Origin of the sequence: Leucobacter manosquensis (assembly GCF_018304845.1) — a bacterium.
GTDB lineage: Bacteria > Actinomycetota > Actinomycetes > Actinomycetales > Microbacteriaceae > Leucobacter > Leucobacter alluvii.
In genome coordinates this window covers 693,741-712,623 of the sequence record NZ_JAFEVO010000001.1, presented here as the reverse complement: position 1 = coordinate 712,623, position 18,883 = coordinate 693,741, and the positions used below count along the sequence as shown (strand labels likewise).

General features: G+C 66.5%; 16 protein-coding genes. 9 read left to right on the top strand and 7 right to left on the bottom strand.

The genetic code is table 11. The features are described 5' to 3' along the window. Window positions 1-14 precede the first annotated feature (14 nt). The gene (gene dut, locus JSQ98_RS03290; protein WP_211648355.1) at window positions 15-506 is read right to left on the bottom strand and encodes a dUTP diphosphatase; all 492 of its coding nucleotides are present in this window, start codon (window positions 504-506) and stop codon (window positions 15-17) included. An 89-nt stretch (window positions 507-595) separates the two neighbouring features. Between dut and JSQ98_RS03285 the strand changes: the two genes are divergently transcribed. After that, window positions 596-1,069 (top strand): DUF3093 domain-containing protein, encoded by a 474-nt coding sequence (locus tag JSQ98_RS03285; RefSeq protein WP_234037040.1) that lies wholly within the window; start codon window positions 596-598, stop codon window positions 1,067-1,069. Between the two features lie 145 nt (window positions 1,070-1,214). Here the strand turns inward: JSQ98_RS03285 and JSQ98_RS03280 are convergent, their stop codons facing one another. Continuing rightward, window positions 1,215-1,505, bottom strand: coding sequence for a DUF4193 domain-containing protein (locus JSQ98_RS03280; protein WP_090148821.1), 291 nt, complete (start codon window positions 1,503-1,505; stop codon window positions 1,215-1,217). Between the two features lie 212 nt (window positions 1,506-1,717). Here JSQ98_RS03280 and sepH point away from each other — a divergent pair, with 212 nt between their 5' ends. Beyond that, on the top strand, window positions 1,718-2,947 hold the full coding sequence (gene sepH / locus JSQ98_RS03275; RefSeq protein ID WP_211648353.1) for a septation protein SepH: 1,230 nt from the start codon (window positions 1,718-1,720) through the stop codon (window positions 2,945-2,947). Between the two features lie 44 nt (window positions 2,948-2,991). On the opposite strand, the gene JSQ98_RS03270 is transcribed toward sepH, so the two are convergent. After that, a complete protein-coding gene (locus JSQ98_RS03270; protein ID WP_211648352.1) occupies window positions 2,992-4,182 on the bottom strand; it encodes an alkaline phosphatase family protein in 1,191 nt (396 codons plus the stop codon). A gap of 10 nt (window positions 4,183-4,192) precedes the next feature. Here JSQ98_RS03270 and JSQ98_RS03265 point away from each other — a divergent pair, with 10 nt between their 5' ends. After that, window positions 4,193-6,664, top strand: coding sequence for a DNA gyrase/topoisomerase IV subunit A (locus JSQ98_RS03265; RefSeq protein WP_211648351.1), 2,472 nt, complete (start codon window positions 4,193-4,195; stop codon window positions 6,662-6,664). Between the two features lie 154 nt (window positions 6,665-6,818). Here JSQ98_RS03265 and JSQ98_RS03260 read toward each other — a convergent pair whose 3' ends face one another. Further along, complete coding sequence (locus JSQ98_RS03260) at window positions 6,819-8,912, bottom strand: DNA gyrase/topoisomerase IV subunit B (RefSeq protein WP_211648350.1); 2,094 nt, start codon at window positions 8,910-8,912, stop codon at window positions 6,819-6,821. Between the two features lie 195 nt (window positions 8,913-9,107). Here JSQ98_RS03260 and JSQ98_RS03255 point away from each other — a divergent pair, with 195 nt between their 5' ends. Continuing rightward, window positions 9,108-9,329, top strand: coding sequence for a DUF7455 domain-containing protein (locus JSQ98_RS03255; protein WP_090148810.1), 222 nt, complete (start codon window positions 9,108-9,110; stop codon window positions 9,327-9,329). Window positions 9,330-9,396: 67 nt separating this feature from the next. Here JSQ98_RS03255 and JSQ98_RS03250 read toward each other — a convergent pair whose 3' ends face one another. After that, a complete protein-coding gene (locus JSQ98_RS03250; RefSeq protein ID WP_090148806.1) occupies window positions 9,397-10,680 on the bottom strand; it encodes an RNA polymerase sigma factor in 1,284 nt (427 codons plus the stop codon). Window positions 10,681-10,900: 220 nt separating this feature from the next. Then, window positions 10,901-11,833 carry a PAC2 family protein gene (locus tag JSQ98_RS03245; protein WP_090148803.1) on the bottom strand — a complete coding sequence of 311 codons (933 nt, stop codon included), beginning with the start codon at window positions 11,831-11,833 and terminating at the stop codon, window positions 10,901-10,903. Window positions 11,834-11,996: 163 nt separating this feature from the next. Here JSQ98_RS03245 and lpdA point away from each other — a divergent pair, with 163 nt between their 5' ends. Continuing rightward, window positions 11,997-13,370, top strand: a complete 1,374-nt coding sequence (gene lpdA / locus JSQ98_RS03240; RefSeq protein ID WP_211648349.1) for a dihydrolipoyl dehydrogenase — start codon at window positions 11,997-11,999, stop codon at window positions 13,368-13,370. A 40-nt stretch (window positions 13,371-13,410) separates the two neighbouring features. Beyond that, window positions 13,411-15,279, top strand: a complete 1,869-nt coding sequence (gene sucB / locus JSQ98_RS03235; protein WP_211648348.1) for a 2-oxoglutarate dehydrogenase, E2 component, dihydrolipoamide succinyltransferase — start codon at window positions 13,411-13,413, stop codon at window positions 15,277-15,279. Here sucB and JSQ98_RS03230 read toward each other — a convergent pair. Next, window positions 15,276-15,863, bottom strand: a complete 588-nt coding sequence (locus JSQ98_RS03230; protein ID WP_211648347.1) for a hypothetical protein — start codon at window positions 15,861-15,863, stop codon at window positions 15,276-15,278. The genes sucB and JSQ98_RS03230 overlap by 4 nt on opposite strands. Window positions 15,864-16,018: 155 nt before the next feature. Here JSQ98_RS03230 and JSQ98_RS03225 point away from each other — a divergent pair, with 155 nt between their 5' ends. The 3 genes from JSQ98_RS03225 (at window position 16,019) to glnA (ending at window position 18,720) form a co-directional block, all read left to right on the top strand. Then, a complete protein-coding gene (locus JSQ98_RS03225; RefSeq protein WP_090148789.1) occupies window positions 16,019-16,708 on the top strand; it encodes a DUF4191 domain-containing protein in 690 nt (229 codons plus the stop codon). Window positions 16,709-16,711: 3 nt separating this feature from the next. After that, window positions 16,712-17,140 (top strand): RDD family protein, encoded by a 429-nt coding sequence (locus JSQ98_RS03220; protein ID WP_211648345.1) that lies wholly within the window; start codon window positions 16,712-16,714, stop codon window positions 17,138-17,140. A gap of 155 nt (window positions 17,141-17,295) precedes the next feature. Continuing rightward, window positions 17,296-18,720: a type I glutamate--ammonia ligase gene (gene glnA / locus JSQ98_RS03215; RefSeq protein ID WP_090148784.1), complete on the top strand. Its 1,425-nt coding sequence runs from the start codon at window positions 17,296-17,298 to the stop codon at window positions 18,718-18,720. The last annotated feature ends 163 nt before the right edge of the window (window positions 18,721-18,883 follow it).

Sequence of the window (18,883 nt, the reverse complement as noted above, 5' to 3'; positions counted from 1 at the left end):
TGCTACTCCTTGATCTAGACCGCGGGGGTCGAACTCGTTCGGCGGCCATCCGCCTCGGGTGCGCGGGGTGCATCGCTCACGCCGGTGGACCCGAAGCCTGCAACGCCGCGCTCGCTCGACGGCAGTTCAGCGACCGGCACGAATACCGCGCGGGTCACGGGCATCACGATCAGCTGGGCGATTCGATCGCCCTCGGCGACGGCGAAGCGCTCCGACCGATCGGTGTTCAGCAGTGTCACTTTGATCTCGCCCCGGTACCCGGCATCGACCGTCCCGGGCGAGTTCACGACGGTGATGCCGTGCTTCGCCGCCAAACCGCTCCGTGGGACCACGAACGCGGCGTATCCTTCGGGGAGAGCGATCGACACGCCCGTGCCGATGAGGGCGCGCTCCCCCGGTCCGAGTTCGACGGCCTCAGCCGCGCGCAAGTCAGCGCCCGCATCGTTGGCGTGGGCGTAGTGCGGCGGAAGATCCGCCACGATCGGTACTTCAACCACATCAGTCACCAGCTCAGGCTAGCGGATTCCTCCGTGCATGCGTACAGGCGAGCAGTCGCGGAGCACTCTCCGAAGTGGGCCGCGGGATAATGGAGGGTATGACCCGAGACCCCAGCACCGTCACACCCACCACGACGTATCGGGAGCGGCTTCTTCCTGGCGTGAGCCTCTTCATCGCGCTGGTGCTGGTGATACCCGCGGTGGCGCTGGTGCTCACCCCGATCAACGCGCAGTGGGCGATCCCGACTGGCGTCGCCGTGTACGTGATCCTGGCAGTGACATTCCTGCTCCTGAGCCCGTCGATCACCGTGGAGAATGGCCGATTGGTCGCAGGACGCGCCGAGATCCCGGTCGCGCTCCTCGGCGACATCGAGTTGCTGGGCGCCGAACGGTTGAAGGCCGCCATCGGCCCGGGCAGCGACGCGCGAAACTACCTGCTGCTGCGCGGATGGATCCATCGGGGCGTGCGGATCGCCAACGTCGACCCGGCCGATCCCGCTCCGCACTGGATCCTCACGAGCCGCCACCCGCAAAAACTCGCAGACGCGATCACTGCCGCCCGCGCGGAGTGAGTCGCCGCGGCCTCCGCCCGCTGCAATACGAACGGCCGCCCCTCCTCGACGGAAGGGCGGCCGTTCTCGCGCCGCGGATCCGCGGCTCAGTTGGAGCATTCTGACGCGGTGGCGTCAGCCGCGAATGCCTGAATCGCGATGCGATTCAGTTGGAGCATTCACGGCACACCGGGCCGAGGTCGGTCTCGTGGTCGATCTGCGAGCGGTGGCGCACCAGGAAGCAGCTCACGCACGTGAACTCGTCGTCCTGCTGCGGAAGCACGATGACGTCGAGTTCGACGTCGGAGAGGTCATTCCCACCGAGGTCGAAGCTCGGGTTGTCGGCGTCATCGGAGTCGAGGCCCGACGCGCCCTTTGCCGGCCCGCGCTCCTTCAACGCCTCGATCGACTCGGCGTCTTCTTCAGTCTTGCGCGGGGCGTCGTAATCCGTGGCCATTCTCTCCTGCGTTCCCGGGCCGGTATGTCGGCACCTTATCCTTCGAGCGGCCATAGTCTGCCGCACGATGCACTTCTCGCGCAAACCCTTGCTCCGAAAGTTCTCTGAGCGCGAAGTTTCGACCTCTCCCGTTTCGCCACGCGCCGCATCAATCCCCGCAAGAGGCCGTTCCGTGTGACACTCTGGGTCGCGACTCACGAAGGGATGCGCCGATGGACGAACTGCGCTTTGTGCGCCGAGATGACCGGTCGCTGATCGTCGCCAACGACGCTGGCGACGAGTTCCGCTTCGTCGTGGACGAGGCCGCGTTGAGCGAACTCCGCCACCTCGCGCGTCGGGAGCGCCAGCCGGGCAAAGTCGGGCCGCGCGAGATCCAATCGTTGATCCGCGCCGGGAAGACCCGCGCGCAGGTCGCCTCGGAGACCGGGCTCGACGATGCGGACATCGAGCGCTACGAGGAGCCGGTGCTCGCCGAGCGCCGATACATCCTGGAACGCGCTCACGCGGTTCCCGTTCGTACTGAGGCCAACGACGACGGAGATCAGCGGTTCGGGGCAGTCATAGCGGAGCGCCTCGCCGCTCTCGGTTCGGAGACCAGCGAGTGGTCGTCCTGGCGAGATGAGGAGCGCGGCTGGATGGTCAGCCTCGAATTCGCCTCCCATGATGTCGGGCACCGCGCGGTGTGGACGTTCGATCATCGCAAGAGCGTGCTGTCTCCGATCAACCCGGATGCGGTGAATCTCTCGAAGCAGGGCGGCGTCGGCGAGCGACTGATTCCCAAGCTCCGCGCCGTGGACACGGCGGAGCGCTCCGGTCGATTCGACTCGGGCGCTTTCGACGCCGAAGGCCTGCCGAGCGATGGCGACGATGAGGGCCGGCCCGAGGACGAAGGAGCTCGGGAGACGAGTGACGAGGCGACGTCGTCGCCCGCCGACCCGAACGTCGAATTCGCGCGGCGGCGGGAGATCGACCAGCGCGCGATCTCGTCGGATGCCGAGGCTCCCGCCGATCTCAGTCAGACCGCCGACCTGCTCGATGCACTGCGAAAGCGGCGCGGCGAGCGTGATCAGGGAAAACGCCAGGAAGCCGATCCCGGCCCCGAGCTGCAACCGCAGGAGCTCGATCTCGCGGCGCTCGGCAACTCGGAAGCCGACGGTGGGTCGGGATCTGGCGCCGCACCCGATCCCGCTCGCGGCGAGCGTGCGCATCCGACCCGCACCCCGGAGCCCGCGTCGGATGCGCCCCCGGCTCCCCGAAGCATCTGGAGCACCGCTGGCGTCTCCGGAACGCCGTCTCGAACGGTCACTCCGGCTCCCACTCCGCCCGAATCATCGGCGGAGGCGCCGGAGGCCGAGCGCACCACGAAAAAGGGTCGCGCCTCGATCCCGAGCTGGGATGACATCCTGTTCGGAACGCGCAGCGACGAAGACCCCGCGAACTGAGCGGCGGTCGCGCGGCCCTGCCGGTCGACCGCCGCCGCGCCCGGTTATGCTCGGCGCGCCGTAGCCTGTACGCTCGCTCCGAATGAGGAACCCGCGAGAGCTCCGCCGAGGGCCAGCGGCACTCCGCGCTCTTCGTCAGTGAACGAGCCGTGCTGGCCGACCATGGAGAGTACGCGGGCATCCTCGGTACTCGTGAAGTAGGCGACCTGCTTGCGGGCTGCGATCAGCACGTCACCGAGACGCGGGGCCACATCAGACCGCACGGGCCCGAAACTGCCGGCGGCGATCGCCTCTGCGCGTGTGCCGACCCACGCCCGGTTGCCCTCGGCTCGTTGCCACGCCGCTGCGACGGCGTCGGCGTCTCCGCCCTCGTGCAGGTAGAGGGATCGGAAGCGCGGCTCGCCCCCGATACCCGCAACGCCTTCGAGCAGATCGGGATCCGCCTCGAGCATCACCTGCTGGTGCGGTGCGATGTCCACCATTCCATGGTCGGCGGTCAGAGCTACCCCGACCTGGCCAGGAATGCTGCGCAAGAATCCCTCGAGCGAGGCGTCGAACTGCTCGAGGCGCCGCCCCCACTGCTCGCTCTGCCAGCCGTGCTCGTGGCCGGCCTTGTCGAGTTCGTCGATGTACAGGTAGACGATCGCGGGGGCGTCTTCGCGAAGCACCCGCGACGCGATGGCGAACCTGTCCTCGATTCGCTGACCGCCGAGGTATTCGGCGCCCGTGAGAATGGCCTCCGTCAATCCTCCCGATGCATGAGCGGGTCGGCCGATCGCGACGGCACGCGCACCGATCGATGCGGCGTGCGTCAACAGCGGTGTGGCGTGCTGCCAGGAGGATCGCTCCTCGATGCCGTCCCAATCGCGGAGCGTCGTGACGAGACCGAGTTCCGGGTGCCGAATGCGGTACCCGATCAAGCCGTGGTCACCGGGAAGGCGCCCGGTGAGCAGCGTGGTGAGCGCCGCCCCCGTTGTCGACGGAGCCACCGTCTCGATCCGTTTGCGCGGGAGTCTGGCGAGGGCGGGAGCGTGGCCGGCGCGAGCCGAGAGGTTCGCACTGCCGAGACCGTCCACCACGATCATCACGAACGATCGGAGTGCGGGAAGCTGCTCGGAATCCGCATAGTGCAGCTGCGGCGGGAGTGGGGCCGCAAGGCCTCGCGCGACCGCGGCGAGGCCGCTTGGCAGAATCGCGGCAAGCCTCGCGCCGTTGTCGGCGGTCGTCGGTAGCATGAAATCCATTATGACCGACCCCCGCAGTACGTCCGCCGGCACACCGGACGCGTCCCACGAACTCGCCGGTGAGCGCATCGAAGATATCGACATCCTGCAAGAGATGGAGGGGTCGTTCCTCGAGTACGCCTATTCCGTCATCTACTCGCGGGCACTTCCCGATGCGCGCGATGGCTTGAAACCCGTGCAGCGACGCATTCTGTACATGATGCAAGACATGGGTCTGAGGCCGGAGAAGGGGCACGTCAAGTCCGCGCGCGTCGTCGGCGAGGTGATGGGAAAGCTGCACCCGCACGGCGACTCCTCGATCTACGACGCGCTCGTGAGGCTCGCCCAGGGGTTCGCCATGCGACTCCCGCTCGTCGACGGTCACGGCAACTTCGGTTCGCTCGACGACGGGCCTGCGGCCTCGCGGTACACCGAGGCGCGCCTTGCGGGAGCAGCGCTCGCGATGACGGAGTCGCTCGACGAGAACGTCGTCGACTTCGTACCGAACTACGACAGCCAGTTGCTGCAGCCCGAGGTGCTGCCCTCTGCGGTTCCCAACCTGCTCGTGAACGGCGCGAGTGGGATCGCGGTCGGAATGGCCACGAACCTCGCCCCGCACAACCTCATCGAGGTCGTCGATGGGGCCAAGCACCTGCTGCGACACCCCGATGCGACCGTCGATGAACTCATGGAGTACATCCCAGGCCCCGACCTGCCCGGCGGCGGCACCATCGTGGGGCTCGACGGCGTGAAAGACGCGTATCGCACGGGCCGCGGCGCTTTCCGCACTCGAGCGAAGGTGGCCGTCGAGCAGCTCGCTCCTCGACGCACCGGACTCGTGGTGACCGAACTCCCGTATCTCGTCGGTCCTGAGCGCGTCATCGAGAAGATCAAGCAGGGCGTTGAGGGCAAGAAGCTCTCGGGTATCTCAGACGTCGCTGACCTCACCGATCGCAAGAACGGGCTCCGGCTCGTCGTCACGCTGAAGACCGGCTTCTCTCCCGAAGCAGTGCTCGAACAGCTGTTCCGGTACACCCCGCTGGAAGATTCTTTCAGCATCAACTCCGTCGCACTCGTTGAGGGGCAGCCGCAGACGCTCGGGCTTCGAGAGATGCTCCGAGTGTTCCTCGACCACCGCATCTCCGTCGTGACGCGTCGCTCCGAGTACCGGCTGATGAAGCGGCGCGAGCGCCTGCACCTGGTCGAAGGCATGCTCATCGCGATCCTCGACATCGATGAGGTCATTCAGCTCATCCGCACCAGCGATGACGCGGAATCTGCGCGCTCGAGGCTGATGCAGGTCTTCGAGCTGTCCGAAGCGCAAGCCGAGTACATTCTCGAACTGCGGCTGCGCCGATTGACCAAATTCTCGCGTGTCGAGCTCGAGGCCGAACGCGATGAGTTGCAGGCTGAGATCGATCGCCTGCTCGCCATTCTGGGTGATCAGGATCGCCTGCGCGACGTCGTCGCCCAGGAGATGGACGAGGCAGCGGAAGCCTTCGGCACCCCGCGTCGCACAGTGCTCACGGGCGCGGTCCTTCGCCCGACCCGCACGGCGTCGACGGCGGCCTCGCTCGAGGTCGCCGATACCCCGTGCACGGTTCTCCTTTCCGTGACCGGTCGCGCGCTCCGGATCGACCGAGATCCCGATGCGCCCAGCGCCATTCGCCCCGCGCCCCGGGCGACGAAGCACGGCGCCGTGCTCACCGCTCTCGAAGGCACCGTCCGCGGTGAGATGGGAGCCATTCTCTCCGACGGGACACTGCACCGCTTCACCCCGGTGGATCTGCCGCTGGTTCCCGCGGCGAGCATCGCGTTCTCGGCCGGAGCGAAGCTCCTGGACTACATCGGCGTCACCGACAAGCACCTCACGGTGGTCGGGGTACTCCCCCTCGAATCGGATACGCCGGTCGGAATCTTCACCCGACAGGGCATCGTGAAGCGCGTGCTGCTGACGGACCTCCCGGCGAAACCGTCCTTCGAGGTCATCGGCGTGAAGTCGGGCGACGCCGTGGTCGCAGCGTTCGCCGCACCCGACGACACGGAGATCGCGGCCGTGTCGAGCGATGCGCAGTTGCTGCGCTTCCCGGCGACGGCCGTGCGTCCGCAGGGGCGCCCCGCCGCGGGCATGGCAGGGATGCGGCTCTCGCCTGAAGCGCGTGTCGTCTTCGCCGGGGCTGTGCCTGAGGGCGCTGAGGCGCGCGTCGTGACCGTCGCGGATAGCTCGATCACGCTTCCCGGCACCGACGTCGCCACGGCGAAGGTCTCGGATTGGGCTGAGTTCCCGGCCAAGGGCCGTGCGACGGGCGGAGTCAGGGCCCAGCGCTTCCTCAAATGGGAAGACCAGATCGCCTGCGCCTGGGTCGGTACGGGCGAGCCGCGCGCGCTCGCCTCGGATGGCACGGCCCGGAAGCTTCCGACGGAGCTGGGCAAGCGCGATGGATCTGGCCAGCCCATCGACGGGTCCGCGGCGTACGTCGGAGTCGCTCCGTAGGGTGCGTAGGCGCCTCAGCGCTCGAAGGCGCAGTTCGTGCTCGTCCGCACACGCAGCGGAGCGCGAACTGCGCTTTCCGTGCTCTCAAGGGTCTGAGCAGAGCGCGAAAAGAGGTCTCGGCGCGATAGAACGCAAGGGATAGAGCGATAGAGCCCTAGGCGTCGATGCGTTCCCGATCGAGATCGTCGGCGTTCTCGATGATGAACTCCTTGCGGGGAGCGACCTCGTTGCCCATCAGCAACTCGAAGATCTGAGATGCTGCATGCGCGTCTTCGACGCGCACTCGCCGGAGTGCCCGGTGCTCCCGATCCATGGTCGTCTCAGCGAGCTGATCCGCATCCATCTCACCGAGGCCCTTGTACCGCTGAATCGGCTCCAGATACTTCTTGCCCCGCTTCTTGAGATCGGCGAGAAGCGTCGTCAGCTCTCGCTCGCTGTAGGTGTAGATCACATCATTCGGCTTGCGTCCGGCGTTCTGCACGATGACGCGGTGCAGAGGCGGCACGGCTGCGTACACGCGCCCCGCCTCGAGCATGGGGCGCATGTAGCGGAAGAACAAGGTCAGGAGGAGCGTTCGGATGTGCGCGCCGTCGACATCCGCGTCGCTCATGAGAATGACCTTGCCGTACCGAGCGGATTCCAGTTCGAAGTCTCGGCCCGACCCCGCGCCGATGACTTTGATGATGGCGCCGCACTCGGCGTTGCTCAGCATCTCCGCGACCGAGGCTTTCTGAACGTTGAGGATCTTGCCGCGAATCGGGAGGAGGGCCTGGAACTCGCTGTCACGGGCCGGGCGCGCCGTGCCCAGAGCGCTGTCGCCCTCCACGATGAAGAGTTCGGTCTCAGCGACGGTCTTCGACCGGCAGTCGATGAGTTTCGCCGGCAGCGAGGAGCTCTCGAGCGAACTCTTGCGACGCGCGGTGTCGCGCTGCGCCCGCAACGCAATCCTCGCCTTCATCTCAGAGACCATCTTCTCGAGCAATGCGCTCGTCTGGGTCTTATCGGGCTTCTTCGTCGATTCGTAGCGCGCGGTGAGTCCCTGCACGATCGCCTTCGAGACGATGGCGCGCACGGCCGCGGTGCCGAGCACCTCTTTCGTCTGCCCCTCGAACTGCGGCTCCGGAACGCGCACCGTCACGACCGCCGTGAGACCGGTGAGGATGTCGTCTTTGTCGGGCTTATCGCTGCCCGCCTTCAGCTTGCGCGCGTTGACCTCGATCTGCTTGCGGAAGAACCTGGTGAGTCCCTGCTCGAAGCCGGCCAGATGGGTGCCGCCCTTCGGCGTCGCGATGATGTTGACGAAACTCTGGATCTCCGTGTCGTACCCGGTTCCCCAGCGCAGCGCCACGTCGACTTCGCATTCCCGTTCGACCTCGCGCGAGACGAGGTGCCCGCTCTTCTCGTCCATCACCGGCACGGTCTCCGTGAACTTGCCGGTATCGGTGATGCGCCAGGTGTCGGTCAGCGGCGTATCGACGGCGAGGAAGTCCACGAACTCGGACAGACCGCCCTCGTACGCGAAGCGGTGCACGGGAGCATGCCCGTCCTTGTCCAGCGATTCCGCTCGCTCGTCCGTGATCTCGATGGCGAGGCCGGGCACCAGGAAGGCGGTCTGGCGCGCGCGGGCGACCAGTGACTCCGGCTCGAATCGCGCTGAGGACAGAAAGATCTGGGGATCGGCCCAATACCGGACGCGGGTTCCGGTGATGCCGCGCTTGACCTTGCCAGCGACCCGCAACTCCGACGACTCTTCGAACGGAGTGAACGGGCTGTCGGGCCCGTCGCCCGCGAATACGCCCGGTTCACCGTGGCGGAAGGACATCGCCCAGGTCTTGCCGTCGCGGTCGACTTCCACATCGAGCCGCGACGAGAGCGCGTTCACGACCGACGCGCCGACGCCGTGCAGGCCGCCGGAGGAGGCGTACCCTCCGCCACCGAACTTGCCGCCCGCGTGCAACTTCGTGAACACGAGCTCGACTCCGCTCAACCCGCTCTTCGGCTCGATGTCGACCGGGACGCCACGGCCGTTGTCGGTGACGGTCACGCTGCCGTCGTCGTGGAGCGTGATCCCGATCTCATCGCCGTGCCCCGCGAGAGCCTCATCGACCGAGTTGTCGATGATCTCCCAGAGGCAATGCATGAGCCCGCGCGAATCGGTCGTGCCGATGTACATGCCGGGTCGCTTGCGGACCGCTTCGAGCCCTTCGAGTACCGTCAGGTGCCGCGCGGAATAGTTGGAATCTGCCACTGCTCAGATCTCCTCAGGTTGATGACGGCTCAACACTAGGGCACGCCGCCGACACTCAGTCGGAGGTGCCCCGGCGAGTGAGCGGGTGGACGAGTCGGATACGCGGTCAGCGAACCCGCGAGCACGAATGGGGGGATTCCGAGCAGAGCGTGCTTGGATGGTCACGAAGTGAATGAAGATGAAGAGGAGGTTGCCATGACGACACTCGAGCAGGAGCGCACCGATGAGGTCGAATCCGCGGATCGTCCCCTGAGCGCGCTGGATCGCTGTGACAGCTGCGGCGCGCAGGCATACGTCCGAGTGCTGCTGGGCGGGAGCGAGTTGCTGTTCTGCGCGCACCACGCCAACAAGCACGAGCCGAAGCTCCGCCCGATGGCGGAGGCCTGGCACGACGAGACCCACAAGCTCAACGCATAAGCTGCGTGATCGAGAAGGCCCCCGGTGATGTTCTCCATCACCGGGGGCCTTTTCCGTGCTCGCTCGCTCAGTCGAGGTAATCGCGCAGCTGCTGGCTCCGCGACGGGTGGCGCAGTTTCGCCATCGTCTTCGACTCGATCTGACGAATTCGCTCGCGAGTGACGCCGAAGGTGTCGCCGATCTGATCCAGCGTCTTCGGCATGCCGTCTCCCAGGCCGAAGCGCATGCGGATCACGCCCGCCTCGCGCTCCGACAACGAATCCAACAGCTGCTCGAGCTGCTGCTGCAGCATGGTGAAGCCCACCGCGTCAGCCGGCACGACGGCCTCGGTGTCTTCGATCAGGTCGCCGAACTCGCTGTCGCCGTCCTCGCCCAGCGGAGTGTGCAGGGAGATCGGCTCGCGCCCGTACTTCTGCACCTCGACGACCTTCTCAGGCGTCATGTCCAGCTCGCGGCTCAGCTCTTCCGGCGTGGGTTCGCGTCCCAGGTCCTGGAGCATCTGCCGCTGCACGCGGGCGAGTTTGTTGATGACTTCGACCATGTGGACCGGGATGCGGATGGTGCGCGCCTGATCCGCCATCGCGCGGGTGATCGCCTGGCGGATCCACCACGTCGCGTACGTCGAGAACTTGAAGCCCTTGGTGTAGTCGAACTTCTCGACTGCACGGATAAGTCCGAGGTTGCCTTCCTGAATGAGGTCCAGGAACTGCATACCGCGACCGGTGTACCGCTTCGCGAGGGAGACCACGAGACGCAGGTTCGCGCCGAGCAGGTGACTCTTCGCGCGCTGCCCGTCGCGGGCGACCCACTTGAGCTCGCGTTCGAGCTTCTTCGGGAGGCCCTTCTCCGTCGAGAGCTTCTCCTCCGCGAACAGCCCTGCCTCGATGCGCATGGCCAGCTCGACTTCTTCGGCTGCGTTGAGCAACGCGACCTTGCCGATCTGCTTGAGGTAGTCCTTGACGGGGTCGGCGGTCGCGCCGGGAATCGCCGTCGTGATCGTGGGAACGTCTTCTTCGTCCCGAGCCTTGAGCACGATGGCGCCCGTCGGCAGCGGTTCGGTTACGGCCGGAGCGGGCTTTTCCTCTTCGGCGGACTCGGCCTCTTCGTCGACGTCGGGAGCGTCGAGGTCGATCTCATCGGCCTCGCTCTTCTTGGTCGCGCGCTTCGTCTTCGTCGCGGCCGGCTTCTTCGCCGCAGCTGGCTTCTTCGCCGCCGTGGTCTTCTTCGCCGCCGCCTTCTTGCGCGGAGCCGCCGCGGTTTCGGTCACTTCACCGACCTCCTCGGTCTCGACAGCCTTCTTCTTCGCATCCGCAGTGGACGCTCGAGTTGTGGTCGTGGTTGCAGTTGCCACGCAGCCGCCTCTCTCATCTCAGATTTCGGCCTGTGCCGCCGACGAAAACCGTCAGCGAGTGCTCACAGCATGAAAACCCATGTCAAGCCCGGCGTATTCCCGCGGAACGGAAACTGCGACCGGATTGCATGGGCAGCACCTCAATTATTGCACGTCCACCACGAAGTTCTTGTCACGCGCGTCGCAAAGTGATATTCACCCGCATTCACATCACTTCACGTCACTTCACGGGCGCGTCGTCGTCCCCGCCACGGCGCCGATGCTCGGCGAGATAGCGTTCGAGCTCACTCGCCAGCTGATCGGCAGTCGGGATCGAGCCGTCCTCCGAGACCAGAGGCGAGCGCGGGCTCTGATCCTCCATGTACGCGTCGTAGCGCTGCTCGAGCGTGCGCACCATCTCCGTCGACTCGTCGTTCTCAGCGATCTGGGTGTCCACCTGCGCGTTGAACTGACGGGCGAGGCGCCGCACGTCATCCGTGGGAAGTATCAGACCGGTCGCCGCCATGATGCCGTCGAGCGCGGCGAAGAGCGCATCGGGGTACTCAGTATTGGCGAGGTAATGCGGGATGAGGAGGGCGAAGCCCGCCACCTCCTCCCCCAGGCTGTGCAGCCGGTACTCGAGCACGTGGGACGCGGAAGCGGAGAGCTTCGTCGTGGGCTTCCACACGGAGCGCGCCTCGATGAGGTCGTCTCGCGACCCGCTCACCGTCGTCGAGATCGGCCGGGTGTGCGGCACCGGCATCGGGATCGCGTGCGACCACACCGTGATGGACACCTCGAACTCGTGCACGAGCAGCAGCACGGTGTCGATGAACTGCTCCCACCTGAAGTCGGGCTCGTACCCGCTGAGCAGCAGGAAGGGTGCCCCGAGTTCGTCGTGCAGCAGGGAGAGCGTCAGCTCTTCGGGAGCGTAATCGACGAAGTGATCCTCGTCGAAGGTGATGACCGGCCGCCGAGCGCGGTAGTCGAGCAGCAGGTCGGCGTTGAATCGCACCAGTTCCTCAGGCCCGCAGTGCTCCCAGAGGTACTCCTCGAGTTGCGCGATGGCACCGCCGGCGTCCGTGAGGCCCTGCATCGCAACGACGAGCGGAAGCCCGCGAGGAACCCGAGCGCGGCGCTCGGCGTAGTCAGCGGAAAAGATCGATTCGGTCACTGTTCCATCCTACGAACGCCGCGCGCTCTGCCGGTGGTTTCGGTCACGCCCACAGCGAAACGACCCGCATGGCACCACGCACTCACAGGTGTAGTCTGGACAAGGCGCGCCCGGCATCTCATGGGCGCCTTTCACATTGCGAGCTTTCCGAGGGAGACCCCACTTGGCCGATCAGCAGTTTGACATCGTAGTACTCGGCGGCGGCAGCGCCGGCTATGCGGCGGCGATCCGCGCGACGCAGCTGGGATACAGCGCCGCGGTCATCGAGAAAGACAAACTCGGCGGCACCTGCCTGCACCGCGGTTGCGTGCCGACGAAGGCGCTCCTGCACTCGGCAGAGATCGCGGATGCGGCCCGCGATGGCGAGGCGTACGGAGTCAAATCGAGCGTCGCCGGAATCGACATCGAGGGCGTCACGCGCTTCCGCGAGAAGCTCGTCGCCAGCAAGTACAAGGGCCTGCAGGGCCTGCTCAAGGCCAACAAGATCACCGTCATCGAGGGCGAAGGCAAGCTCGTCGCCGCCGATGCGGTCCAGGTCGGCTCGGATCGCATCGTCGGGAAGCACATCGTGCTGGCGACCGGCTCCTTCTCGCGATCGCTCCCCGGTCTCGACATCGAAGGCCGCGTCATCACCAGCGAGCAGGCGCTCGAGCTGCACGAGATTCCGAAGCGCGTAGCGATCCTCGGCGGTGGCGTGATCGGCGTCGAGTTCGCGAGCGTCTGGAAGTCGTTCGGCGCCGAGGTGACCATCATCGAGGGTCTGCCCCACCTCGTCCCGAACGAGGAAGAGTCGATCTCGAAGCAGCTGGAGCGCGCCTTCCGCAAACGCGGCATCGACTTCAAGCTCGGCGTGCGGTTCAAGTCGGTCTCGCAGAACGCCGACAGCGTCACGATCACGCTCGAAGACGGTGCGACGATCGATGCCGACTACCTTCTCGTCGCCGTGGGTCGAGGCCCGGTCACGCAGGGCCTCGGTTTCGAGGAGGTCGGAGTCGAGATGGATCGCGGTTTCGTGCTCGCCAACGAGCGACTGGAGACCAACGTTCCCGGCGTGTACGCGATCGGCGACATCGTGCCGGGCCTGCAGCTCGCGCATCGCAGCTACCAGCAGGGCATCTTCGTCGCCGAGCAGATCGCGGGGCTCAACCCCGTGACTGTGCTGGATGCGAACGTCCCGAAGATCACCTACTGCGATCCCGAGGTTGCGTCGGTCGGGCTCACCGAGGCCAAGGCCAAAGAGCAGTACGGGGAGGATCAGGTCACGACGTACGAGTACAACCTCGCCGGCAACGCGAAGAGCTCGATCCTCGGCACCGCCGGAAGCGTCAAGGCCGTGCGGGTCAACGACGGGCCAGTCGTGGGCGTCCACATGATCGGCGCTCGCGTCGGTGAACTCGTCGGAGAAGCGCAGCTCATCGTGAACTGGGAGGCCTACCCGGAAGACGTGGCGCCGTTCGTCCACGCACACCCGACGCAGAACGAGACCATCGGCGAGACGATGCTGAAGCTCGCCGGCAAGCCGCTGCACGCAATCTGAGCGCGGCGAGAAGATTGATCAACGAACGGAGAAATGCACGATGAGTGAATCGGTGGTCCTCCCCGCACTGGGCGAGAGTGTGACCGAAGGGACGGTGACGCGCTGGCTCAAGAACGTCGGCGACTCCGTCGAGGTCGATGAGCCCTTGCTCGAGGTCTCGACCGACAAGGTCGACACCGAGATCCCCTCGCCTGTCGCCGGCGTCGTCGAAGAGATCCTGGTGCAGGAGGACGAGACCGCTGAGGTCGGTGCCGTGCTTGCGAAGATCGGCGACGGCAACGGCTCGGCGGAGGCTGCACCCGCAGAAGAGCCCGCAGCGCCACAGGAAGCGGAGCAGGCTCCTGAGCCCGCTGCTGAATCGGCTCCCGCGTCGGAGTCCGCTTCTGAGTCGGCTTCGGAGCCGGTGTCTGCGCCCGCATCCGATGCAGCGGGATCCGAATCGCCGTCCGGCGACTCGCAGAGCATCGTGCTTCCGTCACTCGGTGAGAGCATCACCGAGGGCACCGTCACGCGCTGGTTGAAGAGCGTGGGCGACTCCGTCGAGGTCGATGAGCCCTTGCTCGAAGTGTCGACCGACAAGGTGGACACCGAGGTTCCTTCTCCCATCGCCGGCGTGCTGCAGGAGATTCTCGTGCAGGAGGACGAAACGGTCGAGGTCGGCGGAGAACTCGCTCGTGTGGGAAGCGGCGCAGCCGCTTCTGCCGCGGAGACCGCCCCCGCAGATGAGCAGCCTGCGGACGATTCCGCTGCGGAACCGACTGAAGAACCGAAGCCGGCTGCCGAATCGGCATCCAGCGCTGAGGCTCAGACCAGCGCACCGTCGGAGTCGGCACCTTCCGAAGCGTCGCCTGCGCAGGCGGCTTCCGCGCCGACTGAGACGCAGGGCACCGCCGGCTACGAGAAGCCGGCTCCGGCTGATGAGCAGGCCGGTGAGGCCACCGAGGCCCCGGCAGCACCGGCACCAGCAGCGGGCACCGCGTCAGGTTCGGCCGATTCGAACGCGGGGTACGTCACCCCGATCGTCCGCAAGCTCGCTCACGAGCGCGGCGTGGATCTGTCTTCGCTCAGCGGTTCGGGCGTCGGAGGCCGCATCCGCAAGGAGGACGTGCTGGCTGCCGCTGACCGCGCGTCGTCCGCTCAGCCTGCGCCTGCAGCTGAGCCCACGAGTGCGGCGCCTGCTCCCCAGGTCTCGGAGCTTCGCGGCACCTCGCAGAAGATGAGTCGCCTGCGCAAGGTGATCGCCGAACGCGCCGTCGCGTCGCTGCAGGGCACCGCCCAGTTGACGACGGTCGTCGAGGTGGATGTCACCCGCATCGCGAAGCTTCGCCAGGCGAAGAAGGACGAGTTCCTGGAGAAGACGGGCTCGAAGCTGTCCTTCCTGCCGTTCTTCGCCCTCGCGGCGGCGGAAGCACTGCAGACGTACCCGATCATCAACGCGACCGTCGATGGTGATTCCATCACCTACCCGTCGACGGAGAACATCAGCATCGCCGTCGACACCGAGCGCGGGCTGCTCACCCCGGTGCTGCGCGATGCCGGCTCGAAGAATCTCAGTGAGATCTCGGGCGAGATCGCTGACCTCGCGGCGCGCACCCGAGACAACAAGCTGACCCCGGATGAACTCAGCGGTGGCACCTTCACGCTGACGAACACGGGATCGCGCGGCGCGCTCTTCGACACGCCGCTCGTCTTCCTCCCGCAGGTGGCCATCATGGGTACCGGTGCGGTCGTCAAGAAGCCCGTGGTCGTCTCCGGACCGGAGGGCGACTCGATCGCGATCCGCTCGACCGTGTACCTGGCCCTCTCGTACGATCACCGCATCGTCGACGGCGCAGACGCGGCGCGTTTCCTCACGCAGGTGCGCGAGCGCCTGGAGGGCGGCCAGTTCGAGGCGAACCTCGGCATCTAACCGTGCCGCCCCTGAGGGGTCGCGTCCGTCATTCCTGATGGTCGCGGCCCCTCCTTGGTGTTGCGGGGGCGCTCCTCGGTCGCCACGGGCTCGGTCACGCGGGTGTCAGCGGGCATCGCTCCCGCGGACCCTGGACCTTCCACGGCCGGTCGTTTCACGGCTGGCGTGATGCGGCGCTCCACCGCTTCGCCGAGTAACTCGCGCGCGGTGTCGAGTCGCCAGCCCGCCCCGCGGGAGGCGAGGTCGATGATGGCTTCGTTCACCGCGTCGAGCAGCAGCTTCGCCGCGCCGACGGTGTCAGCTCGTTCGATCATGCGCGCGAGCTCGTGACGCGGAACGCCGATTGCAGCGCACCCCGCGTCGTGGCCTCGCGCGCGGTGTCGGGCTTCGGCGCCGTCGGGCACCCCGCACCGGCCGACCGCCCGCCGACTGAGCCCCGCCTCGCTCCACTCGAGCAGCTCCCCCGCGAGTCGAGCGGCGGCGCCCGCTCGGCGATACGCCTCCCCCGGTTTCGTGCGCACTGATGCAGCCTCCTCTCCGCCCCGCCGAGCGAGGTCCGGCTCGTCGCGCGAGGTCTTCGCCATCAGTGTTCCGGCCCTGAGTGTGCCCGTTCGGCTGTGCGCTCCATTCTGTGAATAGACGCGCCGCCGGCCGCTTCGGGGTCCACTGTGAGCGAACGCGCGCCCTCAATGTCCGAGCCGGGTCATTCCTCACCTCCGCGACGCGATATCCTGGATGCATGGCAGCAGAAAAGGCGAAGCGCAGCGGACGTATTCGGCAGATGTTCGAGATCTACCGCACCACCAAGGTGCACGATACGAACCTGCCGTGGATCCTGCTCCTGTGCTTCGTGGCGCCGATTCTGGTGTCCGTACTGCTCGCCTGGCTGCTGCCCGGCAGCTGGTTCGCGTGGATCCTGTGGCCGGTCACCGGCATCCTCGTCGGCATCCTCCTCGTGATGATCGTGCTCGGCCGTCGCGCGGAACGCACTGCGTACGACCAGATCGAGGGGCGACCCGGCGCGGTCGGCGCAGTCGTGCAGAGCGCCCTGCGCCGTTCATGGCGCGGGTCCGAGACCCCGATTGCGATCAACCGGAATCAGGACGCCGTGTACCGCGTGGTCGGCCGCGGAGGGGTCGTCCTGATCTCCGAGGGCTCGCGCCAGCGCACGCAGCGCATGGCAGCCGATGAGGAGCGGAAGGTGAAGCGGGCGCTCCGCAATGTGGAGGTCGTCCACCTGTATGTGGGTCCCGACGGCGACGGCATCCCGCTCTCGAAGCTCTCCCGCACGCTCGTCAAGCTGAAGCCGGTCATGAGCCGCAACGAGGTCGGGGCGGTCTACACGCGTCTGTCGTCACTGCAGAGCTCGCCGGTCGGCATTCCCAAGGGCATGGACCCGAACCGCGTTCGCTCGCAGCGCCCGCGCTGATACATGCCGTCCTCAGCTCCCCAGCGTTTCGGCGAACTCGAGCCGAGCCAGTGGCCCGGCGAACGGCTCGGGCTCCCAGACGAGGGACCAAGATCGGTGGCGCGGGTGGGTCGGCGCGTCGTGGCGATCCTCATCGACTGGGGCCTCGCAGCGCTTCCCGCCTACCTGCTCATCGGCGGCGCCCACCCGGAACTGTGGAATGTGCTCGTGTTCGCCATCCTGCAGATCGTCTTCATCCCGACGATCGGCGGGTCGCTCGGCCATCGCATCGTGGGGCTTCGCGTTGTACCGCTCACCGGCGGGTGGGTCGGGCCGTGGAGGCCGATCGTCCGAACGGTGCTCCTGTGCCTCGTCGTCCCGGTGCTCGTCTGGGACTCGGATCAGCGCGCGTTCCACGACAAGATCGCCGGAACCGTGCTGATCCGGTCCTGACACACCCGTATCGCGAGGCGTCGTGCATCGGGTCCGCGTAACCTCCGTGAAACACACGACTCATGGTTTTGAAATCAAGGTCCCCTAAGGTGGAGACACACGATCGGCGCGGTGAAGATCCGATATCCGCGGCCGGAACGAACCCGAGGAGCAGAATGTTCACCACCCCGCAGGAAGTCATCGACTTCATCAAGGACACCGATGTGAAGTTCGTCGACATCCGTTTCACCGACCTGCCCGGGGTGCAGCAGCACTTCAACATCCCGGCTGCGACGGTCGACGAGGACTTCTTCGAAATCGGCCAGATGTTCGACGGCTCCTCGATCCGCGGGTTCGCGGGCATCGCTGAATCCGACATGCAGCTCATCCCCGACGTCTCGACCGCGTACCTCGACCAGTTCCGCGCAGAGCGCACGCTGATCGTCATCTGCGACATCTTCAACCCGCGTACCGGCGAGATCTATTCGAAGGATCCCCGTCAGGTCGCGAAGAAGGCGGAGCAGTACCTGGCGTCCACCGGCGTCGCGGACACGGCGTTCTTCGCCCCTGAAGCCGAGTTCTACATCCTCGATTCGGTCCGGTACGAGACGACTCCTCGCCGCACGATGTACGAGATCGACTCGGAAGAGGCGAGCTGGAACTCCGCGCGCGAGATCGAGGGCGGCAACCTCGGCAACACGACGCACGAGAAGGGCGGCTACTTCCCCGTCTCCCCCGTCGACAAGCAGGCGGATCTGCGCGACGACATCTCGCTGCGACTCATCGAGGCAGGCCTGAAGCTCGAGCGTTCCCACCACGAGGTCGGCGCTCCCGGCCAGGCCGAGATCAACTACCGCTTCGACACGCTCGTCAAGGCTGCGGATGACGTGCTCAAGTTCAAGTACGTGGTGAAGAACACCGCTGAGCTGTGGGGCAAGACCGCGACCTTCATGCCGAAGCCGGTCTTCGGCGACAACGGCTCGGGCATGCACACGCACATGTCGCTGTGGAAGGGCGGCGAGCCCCTCTTCTACGACGAGAACGGCTACGCTCAGCTCTCCGATATCGCCCGCTGGTACATCGGCGGGATCCTCCATCACGCCCCTGCGCTGCTCGCGTTCACGAACCCGACGATCAACAGCTACCGTCGCCTGGTCAAGGGCTACGAAGCCCCTGTGAACCTCGCCTACTCTGCCGGCAACCGTTCAGCAGCGGTGCGCATCCCGCTCACCGGGTCGAACCCGAAGGCCAAGCGCATCGAGTTCCGGGCGCCCGATGCCTCGGGCAACCCGTACCTCGCCTTCGCCGCGCAGATGATGGCCGGGCTCGACGGGATTCGCAACCGCATCGAGCCGATGGACCCCATCGACAAGGATCTCTACGAGCTGCCCCCGGAGGAGGCCAAGAACATTCCTCAGGTGCCGGGCTCGCTGGAAGAGGCGCTCGCCGCACTCGAGGCGGACCACCAGTTCCTGCTCGAAGGTGACGTGTTCACCGAGGAGCTCGTCGAGACCTGGATCTCGTTCAAGCGCGATGCTGAGATCGCCCCGATGGCGCTGCGGCCGCACCCCTTCGAGTTCGAGCTCTACTACGGCGTGTAACGCTCGCGAGGCGGCCGTACGGCGGCCCCGCTCCTGATCATAGGAGCGGGGCCGCCGTGTGCGTTGCGGAGGTGTCGTGGGCGCAGAAGCGCCCCGGCTCGCGTGCGGCGATTCGGGGCGCGATGGAGCGGCGCGACGGCTGTGTGGCACCGGTTCGAAGGGA

Coding starts and splice junctions, on each gene's coding strand:
- JSQ98_RS03285 (WP_234037040.1), top strand. CDS start 596: ATGACCCGAGACCCCAGCACCGTCACACCCACCACGACGTATCGGGAG.
- JSQ98_RS03280 (WP_090148821.1), bottom strand. CDS start 1,505: ATGGCCACGGATTACGACGCCCCGCGCAAGACTGAAGAAGACGCCGAG.
- sepH (WP_211648353.1), top strand. CDS start 1,718: ATGGACGAACTGCGCTTTGTGCGCCGAGATGACCGGTCGCTGATCGTC.
- JSQ98_RS03270 (WP_211648352.1), bottom strand. CDS start 4,182: ATGCTACCGACGACCGCCGACAACGGCGCGAGGCTTGCCGCGATTCTG.
- JSQ98_RS03265 (WP_211648351.1), top strand. CDS start 4,193: ATGACCGACCCCCGCAGTACGTCCGCCGGCACACCGGACGCGTCCCAC.
- JSQ98_RS03255 (WP_090148810.1), top strand. CDS start 9,108: ATGACGACACTCGAGCAGGAGCGCACCGATGAGGTCGAATCCGCGGAT.
- sucB (WP_211648348.1), top strand. CDS start 13,411: ATGAGTGAATCGGTGGTCCTCCCCGCACTGGGCGAGAGTGTGACCGAA.
- JSQ98_RS03230 (WP_211648347.1), bottom strand. CDS start 15,863: ATGGCGAAGACCTCGCGCGACGAGCCGGACCTCGCTCGGCGGGGCGGA.
- JSQ98_RS03225 (WP_090148789.1), top strand. CDS start 16,019: ATGGCAGCAGAAAAGGCGAAGCGCAGCGGACGTATTCGGCAGATGTTC.
- JSQ98_RS03220 (WP_211648345.1), top strand. CDS start 16,712: ATGCCGTCCTCAGCTCCCCAGCGTTTCGGCGAACTCGAGCCGAGCCAG.
- glnA (WP_090148784.1), top strand. CDS start 17,296: ATGTTCACCACCCCGCAGGAAGTCATCGACTTCATCAAGGACACCGAT.